The organism is Heyndrickxia sporothermodurans (genome assembly GCF_003055045.1).
GTDB lineage: Bacteria > Bacillota > Bacilli > Bacillales > Bacillaceae_C > Heyndrickxia > Heyndrickxia sporothermodurans.
This window is the reverse complement of record NZ_NAZB01000078.1, coordinates 13,381-25,851: the sequence shown is the minus strand read 5'-3', so window position 1 is coordinate 25,851 and position 12,471 is coordinate 13,381. Positions and strand designations below refer to the sequence as shown.

The window sequence follows — 12,471 nt, the reverse complement described above, 5'->3', positions numbered from 1 at the left end:
TGATTTTCAACACTATTTTAAAACATAGCCGTTTTTCAGTTCCTTAACTTTGAAAAGAAGATGTGGCTGTTGTTTTTTCTCTTTTTATCGCCGGTCTAGTCAAAGAAAAGACGGCACATAGCAAAGCAATAATGACAACGGCACTCCCGAACCAAGCCGTACTTGTTACGGAGTCAGTTTTGTTTAAGACGATTCCGCCAATTGCTGATCCGAGTGAAATACCTACCTGCAAGGCTGAATTATTAAAGCTTTGCTGGATTTCAGACGTTACAGGGTCGGTTTGAATCAAATAGCTTTGCTGCGGCGGTGCCAAGCTCCAACTTAATGCGCCCCAAATCATCATCATCGGTATGAATAAGACAAGAGAAAAAGTCGTGAATGGCAGCAAGCCGAGGACAATCGCAAATGCACTGATAACGATTATGATACTTTTTTTCGGACCAATCCAATCCGAAAGTGTTCCACCCAATGCTCCTCCAAATACCGCTGCAATCCCAAATGCAAAATAGCAGACACTAATCCAATAGGAATTTAAATGAAGATTCTTTTCTAAAAATGGAGTGAAATAGGCATAAAGCGTATAGTGACCTGCAAGCATAAACATGGTCGCAAGATGAGCGCTACCTATTTTCGCACTGCCTACAGCTTTTAATTGTTGGACAAGTGGAATCGTCTTTTCCCCGGGAATGCGCTCCAAAAATAGTGAAATAAGCACCATCGAGCCGATTGATAACACTGCGATTCCAAGAAAAATGATGCGCCAGCCAAATGTATTAGAAATCAAAATTCCTAGCGGTACGCCTAACACTAGTGACGAACTAATGCCCATGAAAATGAGACCTAAAGCCTTCGCTCGGTGAGCCGGATCGACAACCTTTGCTGCAATAGTTAAGGAAAGTACGACGATAAGGGCGGTGCTCGTTCCCGTCAATACCCTTGCAACCATCATAAAGGTAAAATTCGGACTGAAATAGGTCATGATATTACCTAGAAAAAAAACGAATAAGGAAACAAGATACAGTTTCTTACGTTCAATTTTATTAGTTAATACAAGCAGAACAGGCCCAGCAATAGCATAAATAAGTGCAAATACTGTAATCAGCTGTCCAGCAGTACTTAATGAAATGTTAAAATCGTCAGCGATCGTAGGTAATATCCCGCCGACAATTAATTCAACTAATCCTACAGCGATCGTCGATAATGCGAGTATAAAAACTTTAAAATTCATCGTTGTTTTGCATCCTTTCTCATAGATTGATAGTTAGCGGATTTTTTTACGAAAACAAAAAAATCCTGATTACAAAAAACGAATAATTCATTTTCTGTAATCAGGATTTTATGGTTCCTGGTAGAGACCCTCTAGCCATATTCTAGAGGTTATACAGGTTATATTTAGTTTCTAATGTTCACCTTGAACATTTTACTACGCCTTTTTTTATTTTTCAAGTATAAATTTTTCCCGTGATAAAAGAGTGCAAGAATTCACCTTATTTGACCAAAACCTATCAAATTTATTATTATTAACCTTGAATAGAGTCGATTTAAAAATGTAGGTGAAAAAATGAAAATCAATCGAAATGATCCATGTCCATGTGGAAGTGGGAAGAAATATAAAAAATGTTGTTTATTAAAGGAAAATATTGTGCAAATAGGTGAAGCAAGAGAAGAGCGGTTCCTTCAAGAACGTCATGAACTTGTTTTGAAATTGAATAGATTTTTGGAAAGGAAAATTTCAATAAACCAAATGTATCAATTACATTCGGAGTTCCGAAGAAGAACACAGGGAAAATTGGCAGAGTCCAATATACAAGGATTCTTTCAATACTGGCTCAATTACTTTCGTTTCTTTGATAATGGGCTTCGTGGAATTGAATGGTTTTTTCAGGAAAATAATTCCAAACTAACTAATGAGGAGAGAAAATTAGCTGAGAATTGGGTTAAATTAACACCAAAAGTCGTTCAAGCTATCGGGAAATCTGGCAACGATATTCTTTTTGAAGAGGTAGAGACAAAGGAACAGTACACGATTGCAGATAATAAAGAATCTTTCTTTGCACCATGGGTTGGCACGATTAGTTTAATTGAAAATTACGGAAACCAGTACTATTTCAATGGTGTCAGGGTGTTTTTGGGACCACAAAACATTAGCAGGGTCAAAGCCTTTATTCAAAAGTTAGTGGAAGAAACAAAATCAAGTCGTGATCACGTTCTTTTTGAATATTATCCTGAAATAATTGGAGAATTTCTCGCCGAATCAAAAGATCTTGAGATTGATCGCAAGGAAATTCACGAATGCACAATTCAATATCAGGTTAAGGATATGGCAGCCGTTACAGATTTCTTACAAGAAGAACCAGAATTTGTTATAGATTTCTGGGAGCAAGATGATAAAAAACTTAGCTGGCTTTCCAACAGGATGGAATTTTTTGATAGCGAAATGAATGGTAAAGCTCAAATTGCTGAAAATTTAGGAACGATTTCATTAGAAAAAAATCTCCTTCAATTTTATTGTTATGATAAAAAAATTCTTGAACGATTTAAACAAAAGGTCGAAAAGTTAAACAATTTCGTAGTTTTAATCAATGAAAAGATTCAATCACACTTCATTCCGTTTCAAGTTGAAGTTAAAAATATGGCGGTACAATTCAGCGAGAATATACCGAAATATTTTGCGCTTTATGCACAGAACAATTTGCAATCCGAAATGGATCAAAAAATCCCAATGTATGGTGGGTTTTCAATTCGGGAATTGGTCGAAAGCGGACGGACAGAGGAAGCAGAAACGTGGTTAAGACACCACGAATATAACCTATATCAACTTGTGAAAAACGATTTTGGAAAGGTAGAAAAAACTGCGGATTTTAATACGATCCGAAAAGTATTAGGGCTACCATTGTCTCCTTTTGTCACAGGCGGAGAAAGTCGAATTTCAGGGGTTATGCCAATCAAAGCGTCGAATAAAACACCCCTTGTAAATAATGAAGATATCCCGTTTTACGAAAGTCTAGGATTTACGCCAGACACAATTGACAACTTTTATGCAAAGTCATTAGTAAGATTTTTTAAAGAAAAAACTGAAGGTAAAAGTGAAAATACAGTAAGAAAATATAAAAATAGTTTATATGACTTAAGATTGATTCTAGAATCCACACCATTAAATAGTTGGGACCAACTGGATCAAACTAACTGGGAGCGAATTGTTTTAAATGATTATTTCGATTTGTTCTACTCAGTTAGTAAGACACAAGTAAAGGACTTTTTAAGTACACTGAAAACATTGGCAAAATGGCTGGATGAGAGAGAAAATACAAGTCTTTCTGACGATTTGCAAAGGGCGATTAAGAAAACGGAGAAAAAACGATTTCAAATTGCAGGCGTGTAAGGTTTAGGAGTGAATTCTATGTTCGATCCAACAGCATATGAAAATATGAAGGTTGTTATCGAGGGTGCGGCCTATGATTCGGATTTAGAAGGCCAGATTAAAGTTATTGACCGCAAGGATATTATCGATTTAGCGACGCTTTCAAGGTGGTATGAAATCACCTATTGTTTAAATCACACACCAGATATACGTGCGAAATTTACATTAGAAGCAAAACTAAATCAGTTAGCAACCGAGCTTTTACAAGGGGGAAATCAAAAGCAGGTTGGGGCCTTTGTATATCTCTCTTTTTCGTGGAATCAGGAAAATTCAAACTATATGGAAACAATAAAGCATCGTTGGGGACCGGATTATATTTATGATGAACGAAAAATTAACTCCTCCTTAGAAGGGGTTAAAGAAGAAATCATCATCAATTTTTCACGGGTGATAACAGAAGAAATGATCGATGATTTAGTAGAAATGTTTCATTATTCCGTTGAGACATTGGGAGAATTGATTAGGTGAAATCCAATGCAGCAATTCCTTCATTGATGAACATGCAGCTAGAACCCGTGAGTAAGTGTGATAAAATAAAGTAAAAAGCTTAGGAGTGGTGAGATGAATCTCTATCGAAATGACCGTATGTCCGTACAGGATTATTTTGAAATTAGAGAGAATTGTGAGCAGATATTAGAGTATATTGACGGATATATCTATATGTCGCCATCACCATCGATTAAGCATCAAAGAATATCGGGAAATCTATATATTAAATTTAGGGAATTTCTTGAAGAAAAAACTTGTGAAGTATTTCATGCTCCCGTTGATATCGAATTAAAAAATGAAAAAATAGATGGGACAAAAATTGTGATTCCCGATTTATGTATCATTTGTGATAAAAATGGATTCACTGACTCAAAATATATTGGGGTACCTAATCTTATCGTAGAAATCCTAAGTCCGTCTAATCAAACCCATGATTTAATCACAAAATTAAATCTTTATATGAACTATGGTGTCCAAGAATATTGGATTGTGAATCCTATGTTAAATTCAGTATCGGTTTATGCCTTAAATGAGGAAAAGCTTTATATACAACACGATATGAAAACTGAAATAGGAAAGATCACATCGCATTTTTTGAAGGGTTTTCACGTTGATTTGAAAGATATTTTTCAAGACAATATTTAATATCCAGTTATAGCACAGGCGCTACGAACGGTCAACATTCATTTTGACTGAGGGGAGCGTCTGTTGCCTTTTGGATTGACTTTTTCATTATTTATTCACTTGAATATCCAATCGGAAGGCAAGCCAAGGAGTAGAGACATAAGTAGGAATAAAAAATGAACATTTTGAAGGAAAATATGATTGTTTCAAAGAATATACTAGAATAAGTAAAATATTTAGGAGGTTAATAATATGTCAAAAAAAGTATTATTACTAGCCGGCGATGCCGTTGAAGCACTCGAAATCTATTATCCATATTTTCGTTGTCTGGAAGAAGGATTCGATGTACAAATAGCAGCTCCTTCCAAAAAACAATTGCAAACCGTTATACATGATTTTATCGGGTGGGACACATATACGGAAAGCAAAGGGTATTTAATTGAATCGCAACTATCCTTTGAAGAGGTCAATCCTGAAGAGTATGACGGCTTAATTATTCCAGGCGGAAGAGCTCCAGAATACATTCGCTTAAATGAACATGTCCCACAAATTGTTGCTCATTTCTTTGAAAAGAACAAACCAGTTGGGGCGATTTGTCATGCAAGTCTCATCCTAACAACAGTCAAGGAATATATGAAGGGGAGGGAACTAACTGCGTATATCGCATGTAAGCCGGACGTAGAAGCAACGGGAGCTACCTATATCGAAAATCATCTTCACGTAGAAGGAAATCTTGTTTCCGGTCACGCATGGCCTGATCTTCCTGGATTTATGCGGGAGTTTATTAAACAAGTATATCAATAACGGATATAGTCAAAAAGATATAATCAATGATAGGTAAAAGTCGAAAGGAGAATAGTTATGGTCTATATCGCTCTTCTTCGTGGGATAAATGTGGGTGGCAAAAATAAAATTGACATGAAGATGCTTAAACAAACGTTTGAAAAAGCCGGGATGTATGATGTGCTGACATACATTAATACTGGGAATATTATTTTTTCATCCAGCGAACTATCAAAAATGGAATTATCACGGATTTTGGAAGAAGCGATACATAATGATTTCGGATTACAAATTAAAGTTGTAGTTCGTAGCGTTAATGATGTCAGAGCAATCATTAACGCTATTCCTGACACTTGGAAAAATGACAAAGACATGAAAAGTGATGTCATGTTTTTATGGGATGAAATTGATCATGAATCTGTACTTAAGACTTTGGTCATCAAACCAAATATTGATACGGTGAAATACGTTCCTGGCGCAATTTTATGGTCTGTTGACAAGAAAAATGTAACCAAAAGCGGGATGACAAAGATCATTGGATCAAAGTTATACAAACAAGTTACGGTAAGAAATGTCAACACCGCTCGTAAAATATATGAACTCATGCAAGCGCAAAACAGATAGTTCGCGGATACGTGACGAACTTATCGATCATCTCCTTACCATTAAATGGTGGGATTGGCCCGCTCGTAAAATTTTTGATAATCTTGAAACTTTATGCAGTGGAGAACTGACAAAAATTAAGGGAATTTCAAAGCACATCTTGAACAAAATGGGAAGTCAAGAATTAATCATTCTTGACATCCTGTTTTGTTGTTTTCTTGTCTGTTTATACTCATTAAAAATATCCATCCCTGCGAATTTTTTTGCTCATTAATAATAGGTCATATCGCAGATTAGAAAGGGGAAAATGATGCCATTAGAACTCATTCGTCATGATATTACAAAATTGAAAGTGGATGTGATCGTGAATGCAGCCAATACAGCTTTGAAAATGGGCGGGGGTGTATGTGGTGCGATCTTTCGAGCTGCAGGTGCCAATGAACTTCAGAAGGCATGCGATAAAATCGATGGATGCAAAGTCGGGGAAGCAGTTATTACAGAGGGCTTTCATTTAGATACAAAATATATCATACATACCCCAGGTCCGGTTTGGCAAGGGGGAGGTAACCAAGAAGCGGAACAATTAATGTCTTCTTACAATAACTCTTTGAACCTCGCAAAAGAATATCAGTGTAAATCCATTGCTTTCCCATTGATATCTACCGGTGTATATGGCTTTCCGAAAGAAGCGGCATTGCAAATTGCGATCTCCGCCATTAGTTCATTTTTAATTAAACATGACATGCTTGTCTATCTCGTAGTTTTTGATAATACATCTTTCGGAATCAGTCAGAAGCTATTTTCATCCATCCATCAATACATTGATGAGCATTATGTAGAAGAAGTTGAAAAAGAATTTATACGGAGTCGTGTAGAACCAACGGAAGTCGATTTTCACCATAAGGATTTAATTGAAGAAGTAAATGCCTCTCTAGAATATCGTTTGAATCAGCTGGATGAAAGCTTCTCTCAACGCCTCCTTCGTTTCATTGATGAAAGAAACATGACAGATGTTGAAACGTATAAAAGTGCGAATATTGACCGCAGATTATTCTCAAAGATTAGGAAAGATACGGACTATACGCCAAAGAAGAGAACGGCTGTTGCATTTGCCATTGCGTTAAAATTAGGTTTAGAGGAAACACAGGAATTGTTGACCAGCGCCGGCTATACTTTGTCACATAGTAGTAAATTTGACATTATTATTAAGTATTTCATCGAACAAGAAAATTACAATATACATAAAATCAATGAAGCATTATTTGCTTTTGACCAGCCATTACTAGGTTCCTGAATTGTCGCTTTTAAAGCGACCTTTTTTTATCCGATTCTTGCTATTCTAAGTTCATCAAAGAATGGAGGATGATGAACGATGAAAAAGAATTCAACAGAACTGGTGTTTATTTTAGACAGAAGCGGCTCAATGGCGGGGCTTGAAACTGACACCATTGGTGGTTACAACTCAATGTTAAAGAAACAGCAACAAGCTGAAGGAGAAGCGATCATTACAACCGTATTATTTAATAATGAATACGAATTACTCCACGATCGGATAAATGTAAAAGGCATCGCACCTATCACTGAAAAAGATTATGAAGTAGGTGGCACCACCGCATTATTAGATGCTATCGGTTTGACCATTCAAAAAATCGTCAATGTACAAAAGAAAACAAATGGAGACGAACGTGCTGAAAAGGTACTATTCGTTATTACTACTGATGGCATGGAAAATGCCAGTAAAGAATATACAACAGATCAAATCAAAAAAATGATTCAGCATCAAAAAGAGAAATACGATTGGGAATTTATCTTTCTAGGCGCGAATATTGATGCCATCTCAACTGCTGCTCGCTTTGGAATTGATGCGGACTTTGCCGTAGATTATCATGCTGATCAGGTAGGCACACAAGTAAGTTATGAAGCGATAAATGAAGCGGTGCTTACGATTCGTCGCGGGAAGAAGATGGATCGGGGCTGGAAGGAAGAAGTTGTTAAGGATTTTAATCGGCGTACAAGTGAAAGATAAATGTCGATGCAACAAGTTTGTTTTTATAAATATGCGGTCACCAGTTCCGTTTGTAAATAAACGCCTCCCGAGTCCGCTTCGCTATTAAAATATGACATTTTAATAGAAATAGCGGACTCACAGTCCACGAACTATCGAACCATTTCATAATCTTCCACCAACCACATGATTATTGGACAACTTTTTGTTATGATGAAGGAAATTCATGTTTTGGGGGCTGGTGGGGAAGATGTATAAAATTGGGGTAGTGGGTCCGACTGCATCGGTAGATCGAATTTTAAGTTTAGTAGAAGAGTATGAGGGTGAGTTGCAATTTACTCCCTATCCTTATCATGATTCGAAGGAAACGGCCGAGATTATTAAGAAATACGGCATGCAGGTGAATGCGTGGCTATTTTCCGGACAGATTCCTTATGAGATTGCTAAGAAGGAACTTGGAAATGACGCGAATATGGCTTATGTTCCAATCATGGAAGCAAGTTTTTATAAATCCTTTTTGGAGATGACCTACGAACAAGGAAAATTGCTAAAGCAGGTAAGCGTAGACGTCATTATGCCAACAAACGAATTAGAGGAAGCTCTGGAACAATTAACCGTTTCCTTTGAACGTGTATATACGAAACCATTTTGGTCTGATATCGATTCGAACGAAATTCTTGATTTCCATTTGGACTTGTGGAATTCCGGAAAAACGGAGGGTGTTTTAACTTGTTTTTCCAGTGTATATCAAACCTTGAAGCAACTGGGGATTCCTGCATACTGGACTACCCCGACACGTATGCAGATTCGGCAAACGCTTAATATTCTTACGGAAAAAATTAGAGCCTCTTATTTCAAAGATACACAAATTGGGGTCATTATTATTGAAATCGAACAATTTGATCGAATTATTGAAAAAACAAAAACACCTTATCATTTGCAGTACTTGGAACTTCGTTTTAAAGAAATGATTATTAAACTGTGTGAAAAATTAAATGGATCATTCGTAGAAAAAGGCAATGGAAGATATGTAATTTTTAATACCCGAGGAGCCATTGTAAGGGAATTGGAGTCGATTAATAATACGATTCATTATTTGTCGTCAGAATCGGATACAACGATCGCGGTGGGCATTGGATATGGGAAAACGGTTCATTTTGCAGAAGTGAATGCGACACTGGCCCTTCAACAATCAAAAGAAAAAACAAAACAAGAGATTGTGATAATACAAGAAGATGGTACAATCGCGGAGTTAACGGATAATCAAGAGTTGTTTGAGTATTCATCCCGTACTGAGGATCAAGAAATTGTAGAAAAATTAAAAAAGGGAAATGTTAGTGCGAAGACCTATAATAAAATTGTTGCTATTATCCATCGGAATGGATGGAGCAATTTTACCGTCAAAGATTTAGCGGATCAGCTTCGAATGACGGAAAGAAATGCAAGACGGATTGTAACGGATTTATGTAATATTGATCTCCTCCAATGTGTGGGGGAAGAACTATCTACAAATCGCGGGCGCCCCAGTAAAATATATAAAATACAGTAAGCATCCAGATGATGCTTATTTATTTTTGCCTATTTTTAAAAAATTATTTCTATTTCTAATATAGACAATTAATATTATTTATAGACAAAGTCCTTAAATATTCCGAAAATGGTTAATGAAAACGCGAACATTTTCTGCTGTTTAAGCTTTGTAGGTAAAAGGGGGCGTTTACATGACGAAAAAAAGCTATCGTTTTTTTGATTCCATTGAAAAGGTAGGAAATAAAATCCCGAATCCTTTTCTTTTGTTCGTGTATTTAACGGCAATTTTAGTCGTTGTTACAGCGATTATCTCTTGGTTAGGCTTAACTGTTCATGATCCTTCAAGTGGTGAAGTTGTTCGTGTAAAGAATTTACTTAGCGCGGAAAGCTTACAATGGTTTCTACCAAATGTGATTAAAAACTTCTCGGGCTTTCTTCCATTGGGCTATATTCTAGCGTTAATCTTAGCGTTCGGATTAGCTGAGCAAACAGGTCTATTGGAAGTATTGATTCGCAAAATGACCACTGGCATTTCTGGTAAGTATGCAAGTTACGTTGTTGTATTTATCGCTTTCTTCAGCCATGTTTCTTCTGATGCGGCCATTGTTATTATGCCACCGTTAGGAGCGATTATCTTCATGGCAGTAGGAAGGCATCCGATTGCAGGGCTTCTAGCTACCATCGCCGGAGTTGCTTCAGGTTTTACCGCGAATATGCTCATCGTAACAACAGATGTTCTATTATCGGGAATCAGCAGCCAAATTTCAACGACGATTGATAAAGCTGTATCCGTCTCAGTACTAGACAACTGGTTCTTTATGGCAACATCCGTTATTCTCCTCACGATTGTGATTTCAATTATTACGGATAAATTTGTAGAGCCACGCATAGGAACGTTTAAAGGAAAAGTAGAAACAAAGTTAGAGAAGATTACTCCTCAGCAAAATAAGGCACTAAAAGCAACGGGAATAGCGGCTCTTATTTATGTTGTAATCATTGCATGTATGGTAATTCCGAGATCCGGTATTTTACGAGATCCAGAGCATGGAACGGTTTTGCCATCACCATTTATGTCCGGTATTGTCGGCTTAATTATGGGGTTATTCTTTGTCGTATCCATTACATACGGCTGTGTTGCCGGTGTGATCAAAAAGCAAAATGATATTCCAGAGCTAATGGTAAAGCCGATGAAAGGGATGGCTGGCTTTATTGTTCTTGTTTTTCCATTATCGCAATTTGTCGCACTTTTCAGTTATAGTGACATGGGAAAATTTATCGCTTTATCAATTGTTTCTGCTTTAAATAAAATGGGTGTCTCAGGATTGCCTGTCATCATCGGCTTGTTGTTCATTTCTGCTTTAATGAGTCTATTTATAGCGAGTGGTTCAGCGATTTGGTCGATGCTTGCACCTGTATTTATCCCATTGTTTATGATGCTAGGGTATCATCCAGCGTTTGCACAAGTAGTGTTTCGGGTGGCGGATTCATCGGTTATTCCGTTGTCACCCGTCTCACCATTCGTTCCGTTATTTCTTGGATTTCTTCAAAAATATCGACCAGAGGCGAAGCTGGGAACCTATTACTCTTTAATTCTTCCATATCCGATTATCATTTTAATCGTTTGGATTTTATTCTTAGTCGTTTGGTACTTGTTGGGACTTCCAATTGGCCCGGGTATCTACCCTCTGATGAAATAAGTTGATTAAAAATATAAAGGAGTGAATCATATGGTGGACTTAATAAAATTAAGAAGAGATTTTCATCAACATCCGGAAGTTGGCTTTACTGAATTCAGAACAGCCGGAAAAGTCGTAGAATTATTGAAATCATTTAATATTAAGGTGAAATATGGCAAAGAAGTAATGGATGGACCATCCCGAAGAGGGGTTCCAGATGAGGAAATTCTTGAACAGGCTTATGAGAGAGCTTTAAAAGATGGAGCCAACCCTGAAATCATTGAAAAAATGAAAGGTGGATATACGGCCGTTATTGGTGAAATTGAAGGGAACCAGCCGGGTCCTGTTGTAGCCTTTCGTTTTGACATGGATGCTTTACCTATTTTAGAAAGCGATGAGGCTGATCATGTGCCCGCAGCGAAGAAATTTCGCTCGAAATACAAAGGAAATATGCATGCATGTGGTCATGATGGCCATACTACAACCGGAATCGGTCTAGCCGAGAAATTAAGAAATGGTGACTTTCCCGGAAAAGTAAAACTGATTTTCCAACCCGCAGAAGAAGGCGTAAGAGGAGCTTATTCCATTGTAGAAAAAGGGGTTCTCGACGATGTGGATTATCTTTATTGCTATCATTTGGGAACTGGTGTACCGCTTGGTGAATTCCACGGTGGAACGGGTGGATTTTTAGCAACGACGAAATTACGAGCTGATTTCACCGGAACGGCTGCCCATGCAGGAGCATCGCCCGAGCATGGACGTAATGCCCTTCTAGCAGCTGCAACAGCAACATTAAATATTCATGCAATCCCACGTTATAGTGAAGCAGATACAAGGATCAATGTGGGAGTGCTACAATCCGGGACTGCAGCTAACATCATTCCCGAACACGCCAAGCTCATTTTGGAAACAAGATCCTCATCTGAAAAAGTAAATAAAGAACTGGTTAAACGAGTAGAAAGCATCGTAAAAAGCAGTGCCGACATGCAAGGTGTGACTGCTGAAATAGAGGTGATTGGCGGAGCGATTCCAATTAACTGTGATAAGGAACTTGTCGAACTTGCCCAACAGGAAGCACAGCATATTCCCGGATTTAAGACGATTTCACAAGGATCATCAGACAGTGCATTAGGAAGTGAAGATGCATCTTACATGATTCGCAGAGTTCAAGAGAATGGTGGAAAAGCAACCTATATGGTTGTCGGTGTCGATCATCCCGCTCCCCATCACCATCCGAAATTTGATATACAGGAAGAAGCATTATTCAATGCGGTTTCATTATTAGAACGATTAGCACGAAGAACCTTAACTGAATAAAAGGTAGTAGTGGCAAAATAATT

The 12,471-nt window shown here is 37.5% G+C and carries 11 protein-coding genes and 1 riboswitch; of the genes, 10 read left to right on the top strand and 1 reads right to left on the bottom strand.

From position 1 onward, the window contains the following. Nucleotides 1–43 precede the first annotated feature (43 nt). The gene (locus B5V89_RS18990) at nt 44–1,228 is read right to left on the bottom strand and encodes an MFS transporter (RefSeq protein ID WP_108073536.1); all 1,185 of its coding nucleotides are present in this window, start codon (nt 1,226–1,228) and stop codon (nt 44–46) included. Between the two features lie 77 nt (nt 1,229–1,305). Further along, nucleotides 1,306–1,405, bottom strand: a riboswitch (purine riboswitch). A gap of 156 nt (nt 1,406–1,561) precedes the next feature. Here B5V89_RS18990 and B5V89_RS18985 point away from each other — a divergent pair. From B5V89_RS18985 to B5V89_RS18935, 10 genes are all read left to right on the top strand, one after another. Next, nucleotides 1,562–3,382 (top strand): YecA family protein, encoded by a 1,821-nt coding sequence (locus B5V89_RS18985; protein ID WP_108073535.1) that lies wholly within the window; start codon nt 1,562–1,564, stop codon nt 3,380–3,382. Between the two features lie 18 nt (nt 3,383–3,400). Further along, the gene (locus B5V89_RS18980; RefSeq protein WP_108073533.1) at nt 3,401–3,889 is read left to right on the top strand and encodes a hypothetical protein; all 489 of its coding nucleotides are present in this window, start codon (nt 3,401–3,403) and stop codon (nt 3,887–3,889) included. A gap of 93 nt (nt 3,890–3,982) precedes the next feature. After that, complete coding sequence (locus B5V89_RS18975) at nt 3,983–4,555, top strand: Uma2 family endonuclease (RefSeq protein WP_108073532.1); 573 nt, start codon at nt 3,983–3,985, stop codon at nt 4,553–4,555. 231 nt (nt 4,556–4,786) lie between these two features. After that, entirely contained in the window at nt 4,787–5,338 is a 552-nt protein-coding gene (locus B5V89_RS18970) for a DJ-1/PfpI family protein (RefSeq protein ID WP_108073530.1), read from the top strand. A gap of 57 nt (nt 5,339–5,395) precedes the next feature. Further along, complete coding sequence (locus B5V89_RS18965) at nt 5,396–5,941, top strand: DUF1697 domain-containing protein (RefSeq protein WP_066235662.1); 546 nt, start codon at nt 5,396–5,398, stop codon at nt 5,939–5,941. A gap of 289 nt (nt 5,942–6,230) precedes the next feature. Further along, complete coding sequence (locus tag B5V89_RS18955; protein ID WP_108073529.1) at nt 6,231–7,214, top strand: macro domain-containing protein; 984 nt, start codon at nt 6,231–6,233, stop codon at nt 7,212–7,214. A 78-nt stretch (nt 7,215–7,292) separates the two neighbouring features. Then, nucleotides 7,293–7,946, top strand: a complete 654-nt coding sequence (locus tag B5V89_RS18950; protein ID WP_066235658.1) for a vWA domain-containing protein — start codon at nt 7,293–7,295, stop codon at nt 7,944–7,946. 229 nt (nt 7,947–8,175) lie between these two features. Beyond that, nucleotides 8,176–9,474 (top strand): helix-turn-helix domain-containing protein, encoded by a 1,299-nt coding sequence (locus tag B5V89_RS18945; protein WP_108073527.1) that lies wholly within the window; start codon nt 8,176–8,178, stop codon nt 9,472–9,474. 172 nt (nt 9,475–9,646) lie between these two features. Further along, nucleotides 9,647–11,152 (top strand): AbgT family transporter, encoded by a 1,506-nt coding sequence (locus tag B5V89_RS18940; RefSeq protein WP_108073526.1) that lies wholly within the window; start codon nt 9,647–9,649, stop codon nt 11,150–11,152. A gap of 30 nt (nt 11,153–11,182) precedes the next feature. Beyond that, complete coding sequence (locus B5V89_RS18935) at nt 11,183–12,448, top strand: amidohydrolase (protein ID WP_108073524.1); 1,266 nt, start codon at nt 11,183–11,185, stop codon at nt 12,446–12,448. Nucleotides 12,449–12,471: the final 23 nt, after the last annotated feature.

Excerpts from the sequence above, each read along its gene's own strand:
- B5V89_RS18990 (WP_108073536.1), bottom strand. The coding sequence starts at position 1,228 with ATGAATTTTAAAGTTTTTATACTCGCATTATCGACGATCGCTGTAGGA.
- B5V89_RS18985 (WP_108073535.1), top strand. The coding sequence starts at position 1,562 with ATGAAAATCAATCGAAATGATCCATGTCCATGTGGAAGTGGGAAGAAA.
- B5V89_RS18980 (WP_108073533.1), top strand. The coding sequence starts at position 3,401 with ATGTTCGATCCAACAGCATATGAAAATATGAAGGTTGTTATCGAGGGT.
- B5V89_RS18975 (WP_108073532.1), top strand. The coding sequence starts at position 3,983 with ATGAATCTCTATCGAAATGACCGTATGTCCGTACAGGATTATTTTGAA.
- B5V89_RS18970 (WP_108073530.1), top strand. The coding sequence starts at position 4,787 with ATGTCAAAAAAAGTATTATTACTAGCCGGCGATGCCGTTGAAGCACTC.
- B5V89_RS18965 (WP_066235662.1), top strand. The coding sequence starts at position 5,396 with ATGGTCTATATCGCTCTTCTTCGTGGGATAAATGTGGGTGGCAAAAAT.
- B5V89_RS18955 (WP_108073529.1), top strand. The coding sequence starts at position 6,231 with ATGCCATTAGAACTCATTCGTCATGATATTACAAAATTGAAAGTGGAT.
- B5V89_RS18950 (WP_066235658.1), top strand. The coding sequence starts at position 7,293 with ATGAAAAAGAATTCAACAGAACTGGTGTTTATTTTAGACAGAAGCGGC.
- B5V89_RS18945 (WP_108073527.1), top strand. The coding sequence starts at position 8,176 with ATGTATAAAATTGGGGTAGTGGGTCCGACTGCATCGGTAGATCGAATT.
- B5V89_RS18940 (WP_108073526.1), top strand. The coding sequence starts at position 9,647 with ATGACGAAAAAAAGCTATCGTTTTTTTGATTCCATTGAAAAGGTAGGA.
- B5V89_RS18935 (WP_108073524.1), top strand. The coding sequence starts at position 11,183 with ATGGTGGACTTAATAAAATTAAGAAGAGATTTTCATCAACATCCGGAA.